The organism is Ruegeria sp. YTSA064, assembly GCF_059610325.1.
Genome location: NZ_JBXWNK010000009.1, coordinates 132,172 through 152,970 on the forward strand (window position 1 = coordinate 132,172; position 20,799 = coordinate 152,970).

A 20,799-nucleotide genomic window follows, 5' to 3' on the forward strand; every position below is an offset into this window, starting at 1 on the left:
TCAGAACTGAACATCTTATGGTCGTTTCTATATCTACAGGAGGGGCCACATGATCCGAATAGTTTTGTTTCTGGTGTTAACGGCCACCGGCATCGCTGCTCAGGAAGCTGAAACCCCGTCTCCGATCAAAGAACCCCCGATGACATACGAACGCCTGGGTAAAATTCTGTTTGCGCTGGATCCCGACGCGCAACCCCACGGGCCTGGTTTTGAACTGAAGATCTCAGAGACGCGTGTATTTGTTGTGACTGATACCAATGCGGACCGTATGCGCGTGATGGTTCCGATCCGAACTGCAGACGGTCTGACTCAGGCCGACATGCAACGGATGATGCAGGCCAATTTCGATACGGCATTGGATGCGCGATATGCGATCGCGAACGGCAGGGTTTGGGCGGCGTTCCTGCACCCGCTTTTGTCGCTGGAAAGGGATCAATTGATTTCGGGCATCGCGCAAACTGTGAACATCGCACAAACATATGGCACCCTCTATTCCAGTGGGGGGGCACAGTTTGGCGGCGGCGACAGCGGTGAGTTGCAGCAAGAGCTGTTCAAGGAACTGTTAAAAAAGGGCGAGGAAATCTAATTTCCGACTGCACGACCCAAAGAACGTCTTGCTAAAAGGTTTATGTTATATGATATCGTAACGCAAGCTTGAAAGATGGAGTTTCTGTGTGTCTGCGCGTTACGATGTAATACGAGGTGTGATCCCTGCCAACGCCGGTAGGGCAATCAAAGGCAATTCAGGCCGTAATTTGCAGACTCAGCTCAAACGTCGTAGGCGGCGGGGCTCGCCGATGCAGGCCTATGACGCATTACCGCAAGGCCTTAGGCAGTGGCTGGCGCCTGCTTGTTTGCCATGGAGTCCGGCCTCGGCTCTCAAAATCTGGGACCAAGCTGGGGGTTCGGCAAATCCCATGGCCGCTATTCTGCGGCTTGACGCCATTGAGCGATCCATGTTGCGGCAAGATGCGTTGATTTGGGACACGCCGGGCAAGCAATCAAGCGCTGATCCTGCTGCATAAGCCAGCGTTTGTTGGCTTTGCACTTGCGCAAGCATTGGAATCCGCCTATACGCGCGCTGTCGATACAAGGGCGGTCAACGTCCGGATGACGTTTCTGAGCAGGGCCGGGTAACCTCGGCCCTTTGTGTTTGTTTGCTCAGGGCCGCACCGGATCACGCCTAAAGACATCATGAAACAAGACCGGCGGAGACAACCGCTCGGCCAGCAAAAACGTACTGTAAAGGAAAACAACGCCACATGGCTAACGCATCCATGGAGGAATTCGAAGCCCTCCTGAATGAAAGCTTCGAAATGGACACGCCCGAAGAGGGTTCTGTTGTCAAAGGCAAGGTTCTGGCGATCGAAGCCGGTCAAGCCATCATCGACGTAGGCTACAAAATGGAAGGCCGCGTTGATCTGAAAGAATTCGCAAATCCCGGCGAAGCCCCTGAAATCGCTGTAGGCGACGAGGTAGAAGTTTACCTGCGCGCCGCAGAAAACGCCCGTGGCGAAGCCGTCATCTCGCGCGAGATGGCCCGCCGTGAAGAGGCATGGGACCGTCTGGAAAAAGCATATGCCGACGACCAGCGCGTCGAAGGTGCAATCTTTGGTCGCGTCAAAGGTGGCTTCACCGTTGATCTGGGTGGCGCAGTTGCGTTCCTGCCCGGCTCGCAAGTTGACGTTCGCCCCGTGCGCGATGCTGGCCCGCTGATGGGTCTGAAGCAGCCGTTCCAGATTCTGAAAATGGACCGCCGTCGTGGCAACATCGTTGTTTCGCGTCGCGCAATCCTTGAAGAATCGCGTGCCGAACAGCGTGCTGAAGTTATCGGCAACCTGTCCGAAGGTCAGACCGTAGAGGGTGTTGTCAAGAACATCACCGAATACGGTGCATTCGTTGACCTGGGCGGCGTTGACGGCCTGCTGCACGTCACCGACATGGCATGGCGCCGCGTGAACCACCCGTCCGAGATCCTGACAATTGGCGAAACCATCAAGGTTCAAGTCATCAAGATCAACAAAGAGACCCACCGCATCAGCCTGGGCATGAAGCAGTTGCAGGAAGATCCGTGGGATCTGGTTGCTGCGAAATACCCGCTGGGCTCGGTCCATCAGGGTCGCGTCACCAACATCACCGACTACGGCGCGTTCGTCGAGCTGGAAGCCGGTGTCGAAGGTCTGGTGCACGTGTCCGAGATGTCCTGGACCAAGAAAAACGTCCACCCCGGCAAGATCGTTTCGACCAGCCAGGAAGTCGATGTCATGGTTCTGGAAATCGACGGCGCCAAGCGTCGCGTGTCTCTGGGCCTGAAGCAGACTCAGCGCAACCCATGGGAAGTGTTTGCAGAAACTCACCCCGAAGGCACAGAGGTCGAAGGCGAAGTCAAGAACATCACCGAATTCGGTCTGTTCATTGGCCTCGAAGGCGACATCGACGGCATGGTTCACCTGTCGGACCTGTCCTGGGACGAGCGTGGCGAAGATGCGATCCAGAACTACCGCAAAGGCGACATGGTTTCGGCCGTTGTCTCGGAAGTTGATGTCGAAAAAGAGCGTATCTCGCTGTCGATCAAAGCCCTGGGCGGTGACAAGTTCGCCGAAGCCGTGGGCGGCGTGAAGCGTGGCTCGATCGTAACCGTCGAAGTGACCGCAATCGAGGATGGTGGCATCGAGGTCGAGTACGAAGGCATGAAATCCTTCATCCGCCGTTCGGACCTGTCCCGTGACCGCGCCGAACAGCGCCCCGAGCGTTTCTCGGTCGGTGACAAGGTCGACGTTCGCGTCACAAACGTCGACAGTAAGACCCGCCGTCTGGGCCTGTCGATCAAGGCACGCGAAATCGCCGAAGAGAAAGAGGCCGTGGAACAGTACGGTTCTTCCGACTCGGGCGCATCGCTGGGCGATATCCTGGGTGCAGCGCTGAAGTCCGGCGACTGATTCAGGGCGAAAGCCTAACCAAGAATTTCGGCCCCGTGCGCATGCGCGGGGCCGTTTTTGTTGCGAATCAATATGTTCCAATTATCCGGGTTTTTCCCCGTCATGTTCGCTCAATAGGTGTAGAAAACGAGCTTGTGCGCTAATATTCGCGTTAGAATGTGGCAAAATAAGTCCAATCGATGCAGAGTATGCGTTCCCCCAAACCGGGTTTTTTCCTATACTGTCAAATCAGTAGACCAGACATACCGGACGCCTGGGAGGGTATTACGCATGATCCGTTCAGAACTGATTCAAAAAATCGCCGACGAAAACCCGCATCTTTATCAGCGCGACGTCGAACGGATTGTAAATACAGTTTTTGAAGAAGTGACCGATGCAATGTCGCGCGGCGATCGCGTTGAGCTGCGTGGATTTGGCGCTTTCTCCGTGAAAAAACGCGATGCACGTGTCGGACGGAATCCCCGTACTGGTGAAACCGTACAGGTTGAAGAAAAATGTGTTCCGTTTTTCAAGACCGGCAAGTTGCTAAGGGATCGGTTGAACGGTAAAGCGTAAGTCATGATGCGCTACATTCGTTATGCTTTTCTGGCTGCCTTAGGGATCATATTGGTCTCCATCTCTCTGGCCAATCGTGAGCTGGTTGAATTGAAGCTGATGCCGACTGCACTGGCAGAGTTGCTTGGGTTCAACTTTTCAACCTCGCTCCCTTTGTTTTTGGTTGTCCTTGGTGGCGTTGTGGCCGGTCTGGTCATCGGCTTCCTTTGGGAGTGGCTGCGTGAGCACAAGCACCGTAAAGACGCCACTGTGAAGAAAAGCGAAGTGCGCAAGCTTGAGCGCGAGGTCAAGAAGCTCAAGAAAAAGCAGAACGATGGGCAGGATGATGTGCTCGCTCTGCTGGATGAGGCAAGCTGAGGCCGACCATGTCCGGTGAAATCAGTGTCAAAATATGCGGTCTGACCGCGCCTGATCATGTGCGTGCGGCAGTTGAAGCAGGTGCACGGTATCTTGGCTTCAATTTCTTTCCTAAATCGCCGCGTTATGTAACCGCTGAGCAAGCGGCAGTGTTGATGCAATCTGTGCCTGTTGGGGTCGCTAAGGTGGCTTTGGTTGTGAATGCGTCGAACGAGGTTTTGGATCAGATTACCGAAACCGTACCGTTCGATATGTTGCAGTTGCACGGTGGCGAAAGCATCAAACGGGTTTCGGAAATCAAATCACGCTATGGGTTGCCAGTGATGAAGGTCATTGGAGTGGCTGATGCCGAAGACTTGGATGCGATTGATGCCTTTAGCGACGTCGCTGACCAGATTTTGATCGATGCCAAACCACCAAAAAATGCTGTTCTACCGGGCGGCAACGGCTTGGCGTTCGATTGGCGTCTTATGGCCGGGCGGAAGTATTGGCGCAAGCCGTGGATGCTGGCGGGTGGTTTAACTCCCGACAACGTGGCGGAGGCCATTCGTACCACGGGAGCCCGGCAAGTGGACGTCGCTTCGGGCGTTGAAAGTGCTCCGGGTATCAAGGATGAGGCCTTGATCAGCGCATTTATCGACGCCACACGGTGATCTGAACAATTGTCTGCTGCGTATCTCCGGAAAAGGGGAGACGACGATGCTTGCGGCAATTGGCGGTGTTTCGTTAAGACGATGGTACTACGGGCCGGAGCTATTCTGGCGGGCGCGTCAGGCGTTGCTTCAGGCGCGCGGCGATCCATTATGCCTGGAAGCACAGGTCTTTTTACATCAGGGCATGTTTTTTTCACTCAGTGTTTGGGAAGACGTAGAGGCTATGCTGACATTCGCCCAATCGGGCCCGCATCGATGTGTGGTGGATGCGGCTTCACGCTTGGCCAAAACCTATGAATTCCACCATTTTCCCTGCATCGCTGTCCCTAGCAGGGATCAGGCTTTGAAGGTCTGGGCGCAATGCGTCCGGGATCAGCAATGATGCGTTTTGCCATGGCAAATCCTGCCGCTACCACCTATGAAAGTCGCGTACGACGAGTGGAGACACCCATGGCCAACGATCTTTTTAACTCCTTCATGTCCGGCCCGGATGAGCAGGGCCGTTTCGGCATCTTCGGCGGACGGTTCGTCAGCGAAACGCTGATGCCGCTGATCCTGTCGCTGGAAGAGGAATATAACAAAGCCAAGGATGACCCTACTTTCTGGGCCGAGATGGATGATCTGTGGGCCAACTATGTGGGCCGCCCCTCGCCGCTGTATTACGCGGAACGCCTGACCGAGCATCTAGGCGGGGCCAAAATCTATCTGAAGCGCGATGAACTGAACCACACTGGTGCGCATAAGATTAATAACGTGCTGGGCCAGATCATTCTCGCGCGCCGCATGGGTAAGACCCGGATCATCGCGGAAACTGGGGCAGGGCAGCACGGCGTAGCCACCGCTACCGTCTGTGCCAAGTTCGGCCTGAAGTGCATCGTTTATATGGGTGCGCATGACGTACAGCGTCAGGCCCCGAATGTATTCCGTATGCGCCTGCTTGGGGCTGAGGTGATTCCGGTGACAAGCGGTCGGGGTACGCTGAAAGACGCGATGAACGACGCGCTGCGCGACTGGGTAACCAATGTGCGCGACACGTTCTATTGCATCGGCACAGTGGCCGGTCCGCACCCGTACCCGGCGATGGTACGCGATTTCCAGTCGATCATCGGTAAGGAAGCCAAAGAGCAGATGCACAAGGCCGAAGGCCGTCTACCCGACACCATTATCGCAGCCATTGGCGGTGGTTCGAATGCGATGGGCCTGTTCTATCCGTTCCTTGATGACAAAGAGGTCAACATCATCGGCGTCGAAGCAGGCGGCAAGGGCGTGAATGAAAAGATGGAGCATTGTGCCTCGCTGACCGGCGGTCGCCCCGGCGTGCTGCACGGTAATCGCACTTATCTGTTGCAGGATGACGATGGGCAGATTCTGGAAGGCTATTCCATCTCGGCGGGTCTGGATTATCCGGGGATCGGGCCTGAGCATTCCTGGCTGAACGATATCGGCCGTGCCAACTATGTCTCAATCACCGACAAAGAGGCACTGGAGGCGTTTCAGCTGTGCTGTGCGACCGAGGGCATCATCCCGGCGCTTGAGCCCAGTCATGCGCTGGCGCATGTGATGAAGATCGCACCAGATTTGCCCAAAGATCACCTGATCTGCATGAACATGTGCGGACGCGGCGACAAGGATGTGCAGACGGTTGCGCAATACCTGAACTTCGACATGTCCGACACCGAAGGCCGTACAGCAGACTGATCACCCAAAACAGGCTTTGCGCCTTTGAGGAACTGTGCCAGTTTGCTAATCATGAGCAGCGCATCCTCAAAGGCTGAACTTGATCGGCTTGACCAAAAATACGATCAAGCAGCCCCCGGCTGGGCGGATAAGATGCGGCTGTTAGGTTATTTTGATGCCTACCTAGGATTTCTGTCGTCAGATCCGCTTGCAGACTTGGGGCGTAATGCGCTGGATATCGGGTGTGGGACGGGTGCTTTCGCCGAAGCACGCACTGTCATCCGGCCCGAAGGTGACATCGCGCTGCTCGAGCCTTCTGCCCGGATGCTGCACTTGGCGCATTCAGCTTTGCAGCGCCGCGGATTCGATGCGACGCTCATTCAATCCCGATTGGACGATTTTCAACCGGAGGCCCGATTTGACTGCCTACTGGCCGCGCATGTTCTGGAACATTGCGCCGACCCTACTGAGGCTCTGCGCCAAATGCGCGATCTTGCCGAACCCGGTGCGATGCTCTGGCTGGTCGTGAGCAAACCGCATTGGTGCAATGCGATCATCTGGTTTCAGTGGCGGCACCGGACCTACAGGCCAGAGACGGTGGTGAAAATGTTGTCCCGCTCAGGATGGGATCTGCAAGCTGAACACAGCTTTCCGACCGGGCCACCCTCACGCACGTCACGTGGATATCGGGCTACCGCGATCTAGGTCTCGTCTTCGGAACGCTGCGCCTGCAGGATATGCAGGGGAACGACATCCAACGCTCTCTGATGGGTGGCTTCAAGGTGGACCAGGGGTGCACAGCCCTCGTCATAGGCTTGCAAGAAGCGCGACGCACATAGGCACCAGCTATCGCCGGGTTTGAGACCTGGGAAATCGAATTCAGGTCGAGGCGTGCTCAAGTCATTGCCGACATATTTCGAGTACGCCAAAAACTCAGCGGTCATTACTGCGCAAACCGTGTGGCTGCCCTGGTCTTCCGGGCAGGTGTTGCAAACGCCGTCGCGAAAGAACCCGGTCAGAGGATCGCGAGAGCAAGAGGCGAGTACGCCTCCCAGAACATTGATGCTGTCTAGCTTTTGCATGGCTGCATCTTACAGGCTTTGCGCAATTTTGCGGAACATTTCGACATTCAGCTCGTTGACGCCAGGATCGCGGAACTTTCGGTCAGCGCCAGTTGTCACGATCAAGACCCCGCGTGGCTGGTCGAAATAGATATACTGGCCATAGATGCCGCGCGCCATGAATTCACCCTCATGCGCCCCAACAGGTATCCACCACTGATAGCCATAACCGATCTCGCCGGGGTCTGTCGGGGCGCTAGGCCAAGTAGATGTGTCGATCCAATCCGCAGGTACAATCTGCCGGCCATCGCGTTCGCCACCCTGCAAAATCAACTGCCCGAACCGTGCAAAATCGCGCGTTGTGAAGTTGAGACCGCCCAAAACAAATGCAACGCCTGCGCCATCGGTGATGTAGTAGCCGTCCCGCTCCAACCCCAGCGGCTCGATCACTTTCTCGGTCAGCAGCTCTGCGACGCTGCGCCCTGTCGCGCCCCGGATAACCATTCCGATTACATGGGTGTCTATGGACACATATTGCCAAGTTTCGCCCGGCGCGACGAAGCTGTCCTGCAGTGAGGCCGCAAAATCATCCAACTCACCCCCCAAGGCAACCACACGCCCCATTCGGTTTATATCAGAATTGTAGTCCAGATAGTCTTCGTCGAAGGTCACACCGCTGGCCATATTCAAGACATTGCGGATCGTCGCAGTGTCATAGGCGCTGCCCTTGAGCTCTGGGGCGTATTGTGCAACCGGGTCATCCAGCGATGAAATAGCGCCCTCTGCCATCAGAATACCAAACAGGGCCGACAAATAGCTTTTTGCAACTGACCACGAAATTCTCCGGTCATCGGGTCCGGTGCCCAGATAATACTCCTCAAACCGGATCGCTCCGTCTTGCATCACAAGCAAAGATGTTACTGCGCGATCTTCGATCCACTGGTCAGTTTCATCGGGCAGATCGAAACCGGGGCCATAAGGCAGTTCCCAGGTCGGGCTGTCACCGCGCGGCAAATCGGTGGTCAGAAACGCCTCGTCCATGTGCGAAAAATTATGCACGATCTTTTCTTCTGAAAACAAAGAGTTCACGGCCATCAGGCGTTGAATCTCCTCGCGTTTCCAAAAGCCGACCACAAACGCCGCTAACGCCAGAGCAAACACAAGACGTAGCAGCCACTTAAAAGCAGATCTCATTCGAAGTCTCCTATTACACCTGACAGTGGACCCCGGTCAGTTCCATTACGCAATTGCTACGTTGCGGAAGCATTACCTGAATTTGTCCAGCAGCTTCTGCATGGCCGAACGCTCATCTGGCACAGATACGGCCTCGACGCTCTTTTGGGGGGGGCTTTCAGGTTTGCCAGACTGCTTCGACGATCTTGGCGGAGCGGTTCGCAAAGCTACAGCATTCATGAACTTGCCGCTTTCGTCATCGGCAAGATAATCCACACCATCCGAAACCCCGCGCAGGACGCTATCCAGCCAGTCTGCATCGGCTTTCGCAAAGTCGCTCAGAACATAAGGTGATACCATTTCCTTCCGACCCGGATGGCCAATGCCCAGCCGCACGCGATCATAGGCCGAACTGATATGTTCGTGGATCGACCGCAACCCGTTATGTCCCGCATGTCCACCGCCAGCTTTCACACGTACCTTGCCCGGGGCCAAATCAAGCTCATCGTGGAAGACGGTCACGTCGGTCGAATCGAGTTTGTAGAACCGCATTGCCTCGCCCACGGACTGGCCCGAACGGTTCATAAATGTCTGAGGTTTAACCAGCAGCACTTTCTGCCCGCCCAGGCGACCTTCGGCGATCTCAGCCTGAAACTTAGATTTCCAAGGGCCAAAGCCATGGTCTTCGGCGATCCGCTCCAATGCCATAAACCCGATATTGTGCCGGTTACGGGCGTATTTCTGCCCGGGATTTCCTAAGCCGACAAACAGTTTCATCGCATCGTCCTTAACAGCGTAATCTCAGCGGTTGATGCCACATCTTACCGTCTCGTTTCCAGCCCAACATCTGCATAAAAAAACGGGGCTACAAACGAGCCCCGTTACACTATTCGGATATGATCCGAACTTATTCTTCAGCTTCGTCCTGGCCGATGACTTCAACTTCATCAGCTGCAACTTCGCCCTCTTCACCCTCTTCATCGTCGCTTGTCGACAGACCGGTGGGTGCCGAAACGTTGGCGATCACGAAGTCACGATCGATGGTTGGTTTGGTGCCAGCAGGCAGATCAACCGAAGAAATGGTGACAACGTCGTTGATTTCCATGCCAGTCAGATCAACGGTGATCTTCTCAGGAATGTCACCCGCGGTGCACAACAGTTCAACTTCCGGACGCACAACGGTCAGAACGCCACCCTTCTTGATGCCGGGGGCCGCTTCTTCGTTGACGAATTCAACAGGTATGAACAGCGCGATCTTTGTGGTCCGACGCAGGCGCATCAGGTCCAGGTGGGTCGGCAGGTCTTTGACCACGTCACGCTGAACGTCGCGGCAGATGACGCGAACGTCTTCGTGGCCTTCAACCTTCAGGTTCCACAGGGTCGACTTGAACCGGCCTGCTTTCAGTCGCTTGAACAGGACGTTGAACGGGATTTGGATCGGCAGCGGGTCTTTGTCGCCCCCAAACACAATGCCCGGAACCATGCCGTCGCGGCGTGCTTGACGAGCGGCGCCCTTGCCTGTCCCCGTCCGTTCCAGAGCTACGAGATCAGGAATCTCTCCAGCCATGATAATTCTCCAATGTTAGGGCGGGCATCCTCCAAGGCTGTATGCCCGCGTGAAGCCGCGTCCTTAGCTTGATTCAATTGGTTTGGAAAGGGCTTTTTGTGGCCTGAGGAATTTTGCGAGGCTCTGCCTCGCGCTCCGGGATATTTAGGGCCAGATGAAGATGGGGTCCACTTCTTCATTGGACTGCAAATATCTCGGGGGAGACGCCCAAAGGCGGCGGGGGCAGCGCCCCCTTTTTTTTGGTAAGTCGAGGATCAGGCCTGCCAGCGGCCGCCGAAGTCTTCCGGGACCAGAAGATTGTGGCGCCCCAGATCAGCCACGTTGCGCTCACCGCAAAGTGCCATCGTTGTATCGAGCTCTTTCTGGATTACCTCCAAAGCCGTCGTCACACCATTCTGACCCATCGCACCCAGCCCATAAACAAAGGCGCGGCCTATGAAGGTTCCTTTGGCCCCAAGCGCCAGAGCCTTTAGCACGTCTTGCCCCGAACGAATGCCGCTATCCAGATGCACTTCGACATCATTGCCAACGGCATCCATGATCTCGGGCAGAACCCGGATTGAACTAAGCGCACCGTCCAGCTGTCGCCCGCCGTGATTTGATACGACGATGGCGTCCGCACCCAGCTTGGCGGCCATCTTTGCGTCTTCGGCGTCCAATATACCCTTGAGGATTACTTTGCCGCCCCACTGTTCCATCAGCTTCTCAACCTTGTCCCAGTCGAGGCTGGGATCGAACTGTTCAGCAGTCCATGTTCCCAGTGAGCGGGTATCGGTGATGCTGTCGACATGGCCGACGATATTGCCGAACTCCCGACGTTTGGCACTCAGCATTTCGATACCCCAGGCCCATTTTGTCATCAGGTTGGCAATGGTTTTTGGTGTCAGTTTTGGCGGTGCAGACAGGCCATTCTTCAAGTCCTTGTGTCGTTGACCGAGGATTTGCAGGTCGAGCGTGATGACCAAGGCCGAGCATTTCGCATCCTTCGCGCGCTGGATCAGTCGCCCGACGTAGTCCTGATCCTTCATTGTATAGAGTTGGAACCAGAACGGAGCAGTCGTGTTTTCAGCAACATCTTCGATCGAGTTGATTGACATCGTCGAAAGGGTGAAGGGCACGCCAAAGGCCTCGGCAGCTTTGGCCGCTTTGATCTCACCATCTGCATGTTGCATGCCTGTGAGACCTACCGGAGCCAGTGCCACCGGCATCGACACATCCTGTCCGATCATCTGCGACGCGGTCGAGCGTCCGGTCATGTCTACGGCCACCCGCTGACGCAGACGGATGTCTTCGAAATCCGAGGTGTTCTCGCGGAATGTTTGTTCCGTCCAGCTGCCGCTTTCCGCATAATCAAAAAACATGCGGGGCACCCGGCGTTCATAGATCCGTTTGAGATCTTCGATATTGGTAATTGTAGGCATGGATCTGGCTTCCGCAGGATTGGTTAAGTTTCTTTACCAATTTTTCTATTGCTCTGCAATGGCGATCAACTGCGGTTGGTCGCCACGTGGTTTAAAACGAAAAATACCGCAGCAAGTTGAACGCCAGCTGCGGTGGATACCGATTTGAGATATAATGAGTTATCAGGCGGTGTGCGCGCCGTCAGCAAGTGATTTGACGAAGTCCAACACCTCAGTCACTGGTTTTCCAGACCCGATTTGGCTGACTATTGCGGACCCGACAACGGCACCATCTGACACGCTGGCAATGTTGCGTGACTTCTCTGGCGTATTGATCCCGAACCCGACAATGACCGGTAAATCGGTTGCGGCTTTGATCCGTGCAACCTCGGGTCCGACATCGGTCGCCTGCGCCTCAGCAGCGCCGGTGATACCGGTAATCGACACGTAATAAACAAAGCCAGACGTGTTCTGCAGCACGCGAGGTAGGCGGTTATCGTCGGTTGTCGGTGTTGCCAGCCTGATAAAGTTCAACCCGGCAGCCTGTGCTGGCAGGCAAAGCTCTTCGTCTTCTTCAGGTGGCAGGTCGACGACGATCAGCCCGTCAATTCCGGCAGACTTTGCATCCGCCAGAAAGGTCTCAACTCCTCGACTGTAGATCGGGTTGTAGTATCCCATCAGCACAATCGGCGTGGTATCATCGGTTTCGCGGAAAGCGCGTGCCAGATCAAGCGTGCGCTGCAACGTCATCCCGCCATCCAACGCCCGTTGACCTGCGGCCTGGATGGTGGGGCCATCCGCCATCGGGTCGGTAAAGGGCAGGCCCAGTTCGATCACATCGACGCCTGCACCAGGCAAACCCTTTACGACCTCCAGCGACGTTTCATAGTCGGGATCCCCGGCCATGACATAAGCTACAAATGCCTTTTTGCCCTGTTCTTTCAGAGCGGCGAATTTGGCGTCGATACGGGTCATCGGAAGTCCTTGCACTCGGGTTTGGACCTGATGTGCAGAAACTTTCGCTGAAAATCAATCCCGCTTGGTGGACTAGAGATCAGAACGAGTAATGATACCGCAGCAGTAGTGAGTTCACACCGGGGTTATCGCCCTGCGTACTAGCATTGGATTTGTGCGTGATGGCAACCGACAGTTTGTTCCCACTTTCAAGCGTATAACCAAGACCCAACAGGCTGCGAATCTGAAAACTGCCTCCCAAATCATTCTGATCGCTTCCTTCGCTATAGTAGCCGGGCATGACGCTGCCTTCGATAAACCATCGGTCGGCAAAGCTATATACTCCGATCAATCCGGCACCAATATGCGTGTCGCCGTCTGTATCAACCGAGAGAGCCCCACCCCATGTTGCGCTGAACCGAGTTGCCTCGTGAAACGGGCGATGCTGATACTCAAGCGAAAAAATGGCCTGATCGTCTCCGTCGCTGTGGGAGTAATCTGCGTAGCCAGCGCCGAAAATGATGGATTGTGCCTGCGCAGAAGTCGCCGCCGCCAGCGCGAAGGCCAGAATAACAAGGGGTTTCATCGTACCTACTATGTCCGTCGTTCGTTGGTATTAGTTTTATTGGGGACTGTATGTGCATGAATTCAATGAGGGCAAGAACACAATGTCATGCCAATTTCGTGATGTGGCAGATCAGACTCGGGGGTGGGAGGGAGTGCTACGCCTTGCGCATTGCGCTAGACCTGCCTAGAAGCGGCGCTCGAATGGTATCAGGAGGCCGTTATGGGCTTTAAAATGGGAATCGTGGGTTTGCCGAATGTGGGCAAGTCGACCCTCTTCAATGCGCTGACAAAAACTGCGGCAGCCCAGGCGGCGAATTTCCCATTCTGTACCATCGAACCCAACGTGGGTGATGTTGCTGTTCCTGATGATCGCCTGGACAAATTGGCGGCGATCGCCAGTTCTAAACAGATCATTCCAACGCGCATGACCTTTGTAGATATCGCCGGTCTGGTAAAAGGCGCATCAAAGGGCGAAGGACTTGGCAACCAATTCCTGGCAAATATCCGTGAGACCGATGCGATTGCTCATGTTCTGCGCTGTTTTGAGGATGGTGATGTGACCCATGTGGATGGTCGTGTCGATCCCGTGGCGGATGCGGACACGATCGAAACCGAGCTTATGCTGGCCGATCTGGAAAGCATCGAAAAGCGCCGTGCCAATCTGGTGCGCAAGCTGAAGGGTAACGACAAAGAGGCACAGCAGCAGGATCGCCTTCTGACCGAGGCACAGGTGATGCTGGAAAACGGCAAGCCCGCGCGATTGGTCGAAGTCTCGGACGAAGACGCCAAGGCCTGGAAGATGTTGCAGCTTCTGACGACTAAGCCGGTGCTCTACGTCTGCAACGTGTCCGAGGAAGAAGCCGCCGAAGGTAATGAGTATTCCGCCAAGGTTGCCGAGATGGCCGCTGCGCAGGGCAATGCTCATGTCATCATCAGTGCTAAGATTGAAGAAGAGATCAGCCTGCTGGAAGACGAGGAAGCGCAGATGTTCCTTGAGGAAATGGGGCTGGAAGAACCCGGCCTCGACCGCCTGATCCGCGCTGGTTACGATCTGCTCAAGCTGGAAACCTATTTCACCGTAGGCCCGAAAGAGGCCCGCGCCTGGACCATCCGCACCGGTACCGCCGCACCGCAGGCCGCAGGTGTGATCCATGGCGACTTCGAAAAGGGTTTCATCCGCGCCGAGACCATCGCCTATGATGACTACATCGCCGCGAATGGTGAGCAGGGTGCCAAAGAGGCAGGCAAGATGCGGGCAGAGGGCAAGGGGTACATCGTCAAGGATGGTGATGTGATGCATTTTTTGTTTAATACGTGAACATTCGACGGCGAGGTCGTAAGAATTGAGTTAAAAACAGGTCAAGTCCTTTAAAGGCCCTTACGGGCTTCCTCAGATTATCTTAGTAAATATTTTGTCCTAAAGGTATTCAAATGAGAGGCAATTTTGCTTCTAAATCCAACACATTAGGTGAGGTGCTCTCCTCAAAAAGCTCTGCCGCAGAACACGGCCTCGGTAGTCTCACACGTGTATCGCGTATTCTGAAAAAGCTCATAGGCTTTGGTTTGTTGGTTTGTACATTTGCTCTGGCTTTGGGTTTGCTCTTGGAATGGTCAGATATCAAAATAGACCCGGTCCTAATTTTGCTATGCGCCTTTGTTTTTGTCTGGTTGACCGCAGGTCGCAAAAGTAACGTTGGCAAACAGCACTTCTTGTTAGCCAATGATCGTCTTGGCTTTATGCGTAGTCTTAGACTTGATGAGAAAACGGTCGTTATTGACGGAAGTAATATTTACCATTTCGGGCATGACAATGGGTTAGATGCCCAACCGCTGAGTGAGATCGTCCGTCAGCTGCGTTCGCAAGGGTATCGTGTCATATGCTTCTTCGATGCAAACATTTATCATACACTGAGTGAACACGGGGCAATTCCAAGGAGAGAGCGACACTCGTTGGTGTTGCTTCAACAGATTTTTGGGCTCGACGTAAGCGAGATTTATGTCGTGCCCAGCGGCGTTCAAGCGGATGTTTTTATTCTTGAGTGTCTCAAGTACCTGCCAATTTCGTTTGCCGTAACCAACGATAAATACCGTGACTATGCAAGCGAGTACCCGACTGTAATGAGCGAAAACCTTTGGCGCAAAAGCGTGGCGATTTCAGACGGTAAAATCAAGCTGCTTCAGCACAAATTCCATGGCTGACAAAAGTTGAGCGTTTGGCGTCAGCAGACGCTGAAGTATTGCCCTCGCGTTGTGTTTTCACATTCTGTGGTTTGGGTTCTGATGTAAGTCCGGAGCCGCTCGCCCTTCCGCGTTTGTTCAACTCGGGCTTTCTTCGCTCAGAAAACGCGATAGTCTGCGGTTCTCCTTTTGGGTAGGATGTACCTAAATGATCGAAATCCGCGACCTGCAACTGCTCAGCGCTTTGGCGCGGCATCGCCATTTTGCCAAAGCGGCTGAGGAGTGTGGCATTTCCCAGCCTGCGTTCTCAATGCGCATCCGTAATCTCGAGGATCGATTGGGTGTCTCTATTGTCCGGCGCGCCAATCGGTTTCAGGGCTTGACCGAAGAGGGCGAGATGATCGTTCAGCGGGCGCGACGCATTCTCGATGACACCAAAGCTTTGGAACAGCAGGTGTTGGCTGCCAAGGGAGAGATTACCGGTACGCTGATCCTCGGCGTGATCCCTACGGCGATTGCCTTCACCGGGCGTCTGACCAAGCGGTTGCGCGACGCCCACCCGCGTATCGTGACCCGGATCGAGACCATGTCCGCGACCGCGATCCAACACCGGTTGGACGAAGGCAGTCTGGACGCGGGCATCACCTATGGCGACAGCATAGGTACTGATCTGCGGCAGGTGCAGCCCTTATACGAAGAAACCTACGTCCTGTTGGTCCCTTCGCATATGACCGATGAGACAGGCCCGATACCGTGGGCGCGCGTGGCCGAGTTCCCGCTCAGCCTGTTGGAGCCTCAGATGCAGAATCGGCGAATTCTGGACCGGATATTTGCCGAACAGGGCTTGCACCCGGATATTGTGGCCGAGACCAGTGGGTTCACTGCCTCGATGGTTATGGCGCGCGAGGGGCTGGCTGCCACTGTGATCCCGCGCGTGCTGGTGCGGGCGCTGGGGGATTTGAAAGATACCAAAGTGCTGCCTTTGGTCGACCCGGTGGTCAGCAAGCCGATTTGTCTGGCGACCCTGACTCGCGACCCGGAATTGCCCACGGTCGGCGCATTACGTGATGTGGTGGCGTCATTACGGTGATAATCTGTCGTTATCGTACGATTGAGATATGCGATTTGACGATATGCTAGTCTGATGAGACACGGAGCCTTAATCGGAGGGCATCATGGCACCATTAGATACCAAGCCATCAGGCGCACCCAAGGGCGTCTGGAAGTCAGGTAAAGGCAAGGGGCGGCACACGCCCAAAGGCCGCCAATTCACGGATGAGGCGCAGGCTGAAATCGCGCGTCTGCTGGGCGACCGCCCGCGTCGCCGCGACCTGCTGATCGAATTCCTGCATTTGATTCAGGACGAACACGGCCATATCAGCGCCGACCACATTGCGGCTCTGGCCGTTGAAATGCGGATCGGACAAGCCGAGATCTACGAAACGGTGACCTTTTATGCCCATTTCGATGTGGTGAAAGAGGGTGAAACCCCTCCGCCCGCTTTGACGATCCGTGTCTGTGATTCCCTGTCCTGCGAGATGGCAGGTGCCCAACAGCTGCAAAAGGCGCTGGAAGACGGTTTGGACGCTTCACAAGTGCGTGTCGTTCGCGCGCCCTGCATGGGCCGCTGTGATACCGCTCCGGTGCTTGAGATCGGTCACAACCACATCGACCATGCGACCCCCGAAAAAGTGCAGGCTGCGATTGCTGCCGATGACACCCACGCGCATCTGCCTGACTATGAAGCCTACGCGACCTACGAGGCGAATGGCGGTTACGCTAAGCTGAAAGAGCTGCGCGACGGTGGCGACTGGGAAAAGGTACAGGAAGACGTATTGTCCTCGGGCCTGCGCGGTCTGGGCGGCGCTGGCTTCCCGTCAGGCAAGAAATGGGGCTTTGTTCGCATGAACGAAGGCCCGCGCTATCTGGCCGTGAACGGGGACGAAGGTGAGCCGGGCACATTCAAGGACCGCTATTATCTTGAGCGCACGCCGCATGTCTTCCTTGAGGGTATGCTGATCGCCGCGTGGGCGGTCGAGGCCGAGACGTGCTTTATCTACATGCGTGACGAATACCCTGCAGTTTTGGAAATCCTGCGCCGCGAGATCGCCGCGCTGGAAGCCGCGGGCATTGTCGAGCCGGGCTATATCGACCTGCGCCGGGGTGCCGGTGCCTATATCTGCGGTGAAGAATCCGCGATGATCGAGTCGATTGAGGGCAAAAAGGGCCTTCCGCGTCACCGTCCTCCGTTCGTGGCGCAGGTTGGGGTCTTTAACCGCCCGACCTTGGTGCACAATGTCGAGACCCTCTATTGGGTGACCAAAGTTTGCCGTGAAGGGCCTGAATCCCTGAACAGCACCGAAAAGAATGGTCGCAAGGGTTTGCGTAGCTATTCGGTCTCGGGGCGGGTCGCGAAGCCGGGTGTTTACCTTCTGCCTGCTGGCTCGACCATTTTGGATGTGATCGAAGCTGCCGGTGGTATGGCCGAAGGGCAGACCTTCAAAGCCTATCAGCCGGGTGGTCCCTCCTCGGGCCTGTTGCCCGCGTCGATGGACGATATCCCATTGGACTTCGACACGCTGCAACCGCACGGCACATTTATTGGCTCTGCCGCTGTGGTGGTTCTGTCCGATCAGGACACCGCGCGCGATGCGGCGCTGAACATGTTGCGCTTCTTCGAAGACGAAAGCTGCGGCCAGTGCACGCCCTGCCGTGTAGGCTGCGAAAAGGCGGTCAAGCTGATGCAAGCCGACAAGTGGGATCAGGATCTGCTGGAAGACCTGTGTCAGGTCATGGGCGACGCCTCGATCTGCGGTCTGGGGCAGGCAGCCCCGAACCCGATCCGCCTTGTCATGAAACATTTCGCTGACGAAATCTGAGGGAGACAGCCATGCTTGATGCAAGCCCAAACAAGACCGTCACCTTCAACCTGAATGGCGAAGATGTCACCGTGCCCGAGGGCTGGACCATCTGGGAAGCGGCCAAGGGGCAGGGGTTCACAATCCCGCACCTGTGTCACAAGCCGCAACCCGGTTACAAACCCGACGGCAACTGCCGCGCCTGTATGGTCGAGGTGGAAGGTGAGCGCACTCTGGTCGCCTCGTGCATCCGCCCCGCAGCGGACGGTATGGTCGTTAAGACCGACAGCGAGCGTGCCGAGAAATCGCGTGCCATGGTCATGGAGCTGTTGGTCGCGGATCAGCCTGAGGAAGCACACGACACCTCCAGCCACTTCTGGGATATGGCCAAGCTGAACGATGTCAGCGACAGCCGTTTCCCGGCGAAAGAAGCTGAGAAAATTCCCCTGCTGGATGACAGCCACGTTGCGATGCGCGTCAATCTGGATGCCTGCATCAACTGCAACCTCTGCGTCCGGGCCTGCCGCGACGTGCAGGTGAACGACGTGATCGGCATGGCCGGTCGCGGCCATACTGCGCAGGTAGTGTTCGACCAGAATGATCCGATGGGTGCGTCCACTTGTGTGGCTTGTGGCGAATGTGTGCAGGCCTGCCCGACCGGAGCGCTGATGCCTGCCACTGTGCTGGACGACCAGCAGAAAGGCGACAGCAAGGATTACGACAGCGAAACCGAAAGCGTCTGCCCGTTCTGTGGTGTCGGCTGTAAGGTCTCGCTGAAGGTCAAAGACGGCAAGGTCAAGTATGTCGAAGGTATCAACGGTCCCGCAAACGAAGGCCGTCTGTGCGTCAAAGGCCGCTTCGGTTTTGACTACATTCATCACCCGCACCGCCTGACCACGCCGTTGATCCGTCGTGAAGATGCGCCTGAGAAGGGCCTGAACGTCGATCCGGGCAATCTGAGTACCCATTTCCGCGAAGCGACTTGGGAAGAGGCGATGGATCTGGCCGCCACCAAGCTGAAGGCTCTGCGCGACGAAGACCCGCGCAGCGTTGCAGGCTTCGGCTCGGCCAAGTGCACCAACGAAGAAGCCTATCTGTTCCAGAAGTTCATCCGTCAGGGTTTCCGCCACAACAACGTCGACCACTGCACCCGTCTGTGCCACGCGTCGTCTGTTGCGGCCCTGATCGAAAACGTCGGCTCCGGCGCTGTTACTGCGACCTTCAACGAGATCGAAAACGCGGATGTGGCGATCATCATCGGGGCCAACCCGATCGAGAACCACCCCGTAGCCGCGACTTATTTCAAGCAGTTCACCAAACGCGGCGGCAAGTTGATCGTGATGGACCCGCGCGGCGTCGGCATGCGCAAATTTGCCGATGAAATGCTGCAATTCCGTCCGGGAGCGGATGTCTCGATGCTCAACGCGATCATGAATGTGATTGTGGAAGAGGAACTATACGACAGCCAGTATATCCACCGCTGGACCGAGAACTGGGAAGCCGAGAAAGAGCATCTGCGCCAGTTCACGCCCGAAGCGATGTCGCCGATCTGTGGTATTGAACCGGATCAACTGCGCCGAGTGGCGCGCACCTTTGCACAAGCCAAGGCCGGTCTGATCTTCTGGGGTATGGGCGTCAGCCAGCACATCCACGGAACCGATAATTCGCGCTGCCTGATCTCGCTGGCCTTGATGACCGGGAACGTTGGCAAGCCGGGCGCGGGTCTTCACCCGCTGCGGGGTCAGAACAACGTTCAGGGCGCCTCAGATGCGGGTCTGATCCCGATGTTCCTACCGGATTATCAGTCAGTCACCGATGACAGCATCCGGGCCAAGTTCAACAATGTTTGGAACGATGAACGCGACTTCTCGAACGAGAAGGGCCTGACGGTCACCGAGATCATCGATCAGGCTTACGCAGGCAACATCAAGGGCATGTACATTCAGGGTGAAAACCCTGCCATGTCTGACCCGGATGTAGGCCACGCGCGTGAGGCTCTGGCCAAGCTGGAGCTGATGATCGTGCAGGATATCTTCCTGACCGAAACGGCGAACTATGCCGACATCATCCTGCCCGCCTCGGCGCTCTATGAGAAGAACGGCACCGTGTCCAACACCAACCGTCAGGTACAACGCGTGCGTCCTGCTGTGACGCCTCCGGGTGAGGCGCGCGAGGATTGGAAAATCACTGTCGAGCTTGCGCAGCGCATAGGTCTGAACTGGGAGTACACGGATGTTTCCCAGGTCTTTGCCGAGATGAAGCTGACCATGGCCTCGCTCGACAATATCACTTGGGAAAGGTTGGAGACCGAGACCATTACCTATCCCTCGCTCAGCGAAACCGATCCGGGACAGGCCATCGTGTTCGGTGACGGGTTCCCACGCGCAGATGGCCGGGCCCGGTTCACCCCGGCCAGCGTCATTCCGCCGGATGAGGCGCCGGATGACGAGTACCCGATGATCGCCACCACGGGCCGGCAGCTGGAACACTGGCACACCGGGTCGATGACCCGCCGGGCCACTGTTTTGGACGCCGTAGAACCTGAAGCGAACTGTTCGATGAACCCGCGTACGTTGAAACTGATGGGGATTGAGCCGGGCGAGATGATCCGTCTGACTACTCGCCGCGGTTCGATTGAAATCATGGTGCGAGCCGACCGAGCGATTGCCGAGGACATGGTGTTTATACCATTCGCCTATGTCGAGGCGGCGGCGAATATCCTGACCAACTCGGCCATCGACCCATATGGCAAGATCCCCGAGTTTAAATTCTCGGCCATTCGTGTCGAAAAGATCGAAGACGCCATCGCGGCGGAATAAACTTCACGTACTCTTAGAAAGGGCGGCTCATTTGAGGTCGC

At 56.0% G+C, this 20,799-nt stretch carries 21 protein-coding genes; 14 read left to right on the forward strand and 7 right to left on the reverse strand.

What is annotated here, in order from left to right; genetic code table 11:
• Positions 1 to 49 precede the first annotated feature (49 nt).
• The 9 genes from AC2FI7_RS15020 (at position 50) to AC2FI7_RS15060 (ending at position 6,886) form a co-directional block, all read left to right on the forward strand.
• Positions 50 to 586 (forward strand): hypothetical protein, encoded by a 537-nt coding sequence (locus AC2FI7_RS15020; RefSeq protein WP_010438026.1) that lies wholly within the window; start codon positions 50 to 52, stop codon positions 584 to 586.
• A gap of 118 nt (positions 587 to 704) precedes the next feature.
• Positions 705 to 1,025: a DUF6525 family protein gene (locus tag AC2FI7_RS15025; protein WP_310793670.1), complete on the forward strand. Its 321-nt coding sequence runs from the start codon at positions 705 to 707 to the stop codon at positions 1,023 to 1,025.
• 237 nt (positions 1,026 to 1,262) lie between these two features.
• Complete coding sequence (gene rpsA, locus AC2FI7_RS15030; protein WP_010438032.1) at positions 1,263 to 2,939, forward strand: 30S ribosomal protein S1; 1,677 nt, start codon at positions 1,263 to 1,265, stop codon at positions 2,937 to 2,939.
• A 270-nt stretch (positions 2,940 to 3,209) separates the two neighbouring features.
• The gene (gene ihfB, locus AC2FI7_RS15035) at positions 3,210 to 3,494 is read left to right on the forward strand and encodes an integration host factor subunit beta (RefSeq protein WP_008758048.1); all 285 of its coding nucleotides are present in this window, start codon (positions 3,210 to 3,212) and stop codon (positions 3,492 to 3,494) included.
• Positions 3,495 to 3,500: 6 nt separating this feature from the next.
• On the forward strand, positions 3,501 to 3,851 hold the full coding sequence (locus tag AC2FI7_RS15040; protein WP_029621676.1) for a lipopolysaccharide assembly protein LapA domain-containing protein: 351 nt from the start codon (positions 3,501 to 3,503) through the stop codon (positions 3,849 to 3,851).
• 8 nt (positions 3,852 to 3,859) lie between these two features.
• Positions 3,860 to 4,504 (forward strand): phosphoribosylanthranilate isomerase, encoded by a 645-nt coding sequence (locus AC2FI7_RS15045; protein ID WP_010438043.1) that lies wholly within the window; start codon positions 3,860 to 3,862, stop codon positions 4,502 to 4,504.
• A gap of 46 nt (positions 4,505 to 4,550) precedes the next feature.
• Positions 4,551 to 4,886: a hypothetical protein gene (locus AC2FI7_RS15050; RefSeq protein ID WP_010438044.1), complete on the forward strand. Its 336-nt coding sequence runs from the start codon at positions 4,551 to 4,553 to the stop codon at positions 4,884 to 4,886.
• A 68-nt stretch (positions 4,887 to 4,954) separates the two neighbouring features.
• Complete coding sequence (gene trpB, locus AC2FI7_RS15055; protein ID WP_010438046.1) at positions 4,955 to 6,202, forward strand: tryptophan synthase subunit beta; 1,248 nt, start codon at positions 4,955 to 4,957, stop codon at positions 6,200 to 6,202.
• A 51-nt stretch (positions 6,203 to 6,253) separates the two neighbouring features.
• Positions 6,254 to 6,886 (forward strand): class I SAM-dependent methyltransferase, encoded by a 633-nt coding sequence (locus AC2FI7_RS15060; protein WP_010438048.1) that lies wholly within the window; start codon positions 6,254 to 6,256, stop codon positions 6,884 to 6,886.
• Here AC2FI7_RS15060 and AC2FI7_RS15065 read toward each other — a convergent pair.
• From AC2FI7_RS15065 to AC2FI7_RS15095, 7 genes are all read right to left on the reverse strand, one after another.
• The gene (locus tag AC2FI7_RS15065; RefSeq protein ID WP_010438050.1) at positions 6,883 to 7,263 is read right to left on the reverse strand and encodes a DUF2237 family protein; all 381 of its coding nucleotides are present in this window, start codon (positions 7,261 to 7,263) and stop codon (positions 6,883 to 6,885) included. The genes AC2FI7_RS15060 and AC2FI7_RS15065 overlap by 4 nt on opposite strands.
• A 9-nt stretch (positions 7,264 to 7,272) precedes the next feature.
• Positions 7,273 to 8,436 carry a serine hydrolase domain-containing protein gene (locus AC2FI7_RS15070; protein ID WP_010438053.1) on the reverse strand — a complete coding sequence of 388 codons (1,164 nt, stop codon included), beginning with the start codon at positions 8,434 to 8,436 and terminating at the stop codon, positions 7,273 to 7,275.
• A gap of 72 nt (positions 8,437 to 8,508) precedes the next feature.
• On the reverse strand, positions 8,509 to 9,192 hold the full coding sequence (gene pth, locus AC2FI7_RS15075; RefSeq protein ID WP_010438054.1) for an aminoacyl-tRNA hydrolase: 684 nt from the start codon (positions 9,190 to 9,192) through the stop codon (positions 8,509 to 8,511).
• A gap of 130 nt (positions 9,193 to 9,322) precedes the next feature.
• A complete protein-coding gene (locus AC2FI7_RS15080; RefSeq protein WP_010438055.1) occupies positions 9,323 to 9,982 on the reverse strand; it encodes a 50S ribosomal protein L25/general stress protein Ctc in 660 nt (219 codons plus the stop codon).
• A 254-nt stretch (positions 9,983 to 10,236) separates the two neighbouring features.
• A complete protein-coding gene (locus tag AC2FI7_RS15085) occupies positions 10,237 to 11,403 on the reverse strand; it encodes an alpha-hydroxy acid oxidase (RefSeq protein WP_010438057.1) in 1,167 nt (388 codons plus the stop codon).
• A 162-nt stretch (positions 11,404 to 11,565) separates the two neighbouring features.
• On the reverse strand, positions 11,566 to 12,357 hold the full coding sequence (gene trpA / locus AC2FI7_RS15090) for a tryptophan synthase subunit alpha (protein WP_480456790.1): 792 nt from the start codon (positions 12,355 to 12,357) through the stop codon (positions 11,566 to 11,568).
• A gap of 79 nt (positions 12,358 to 12,436) precedes the next feature.
• A complete protein-coding gene (locus AC2FI7_RS15095; RefSeq protein ID WP_010438061.1) occupies positions 12,437 to 12,922 on the reverse strand; it encodes an acyloxyacyl hydrolase in 486 nt (161 codons plus the stop codon).
• 201 nt (positions 12,923 to 13,123) lie between these two features.
• Here AC2FI7_RS15095 and ychF point away from each other — a divergent pair, with 201 nt between their 5' ends.
• From ychF to fdhF, 5 genes are all read left to right on the forward strand, one after another.
• Complete coding sequence (ychF, locus tag AC2FI7_RS15100) at positions 13,124 to 14,221, forward strand: redox-regulated ATPase YchF (protein ID WP_496816500.1); 1,098 nt, start codon at positions 13,124 to 13,126, stop codon at positions 14,219 to 14,221.
• Positions 14,222 to 14,334: 113 nt separating this feature from the next.
• Positions 14,335 to 15,102 (forward strand): NYN domain-containing protein, encoded by a 768-nt coding sequence (locus AC2FI7_RS15105; protein ID WP_010438065.1) that lies wholly within the window; start codon positions 14,335 to 14,337, stop codon positions 15,100 to 15,102.
• Positions 15,103 to 15,289: 187 nt separating this feature from the next.
• Positions 15,290 to 16,171, forward strand: coding sequence for a LysR family transcriptional regulator (locus tag AC2FI7_RS15110; protein WP_010438067.1), 882 nt, complete (start codon positions 15,290 to 15,292; stop codon positions 16,169 to 16,171).
• Between the two features lie 85 nt (positions 16,172 to 16,256).
• Positions 16,257 to 17,960 carry an NAD(P)H-dependent oxidoreductase subunit E gene (locus AC2FI7_RS15115; RefSeq protein WP_010438069.1) on the forward strand — a complete coding sequence of 568 codons (1,704 nt, stop codon included), beginning with the start codon at positions 16,257 to 16,259 and terminating at the stop codon, positions 17,958 to 17,960.
• Positions 17,961 to 17,971: 11 nt separating this feature from the next.
• On the forward strand, positions 17,972 to 20,758 hold the full coding sequence (gene fdhF / locus AC2FI7_RS15120; protein WP_010438071.1) for a formate dehydrogenase subunit alpha: 2,787 nt from the start codon (positions 17,972 to 17,974) through the stop codon (positions 20,756 to 20,758).
• The last annotated feature ends 41 nt before the right edge of the window (positions 20,759 to 20,799 follow it).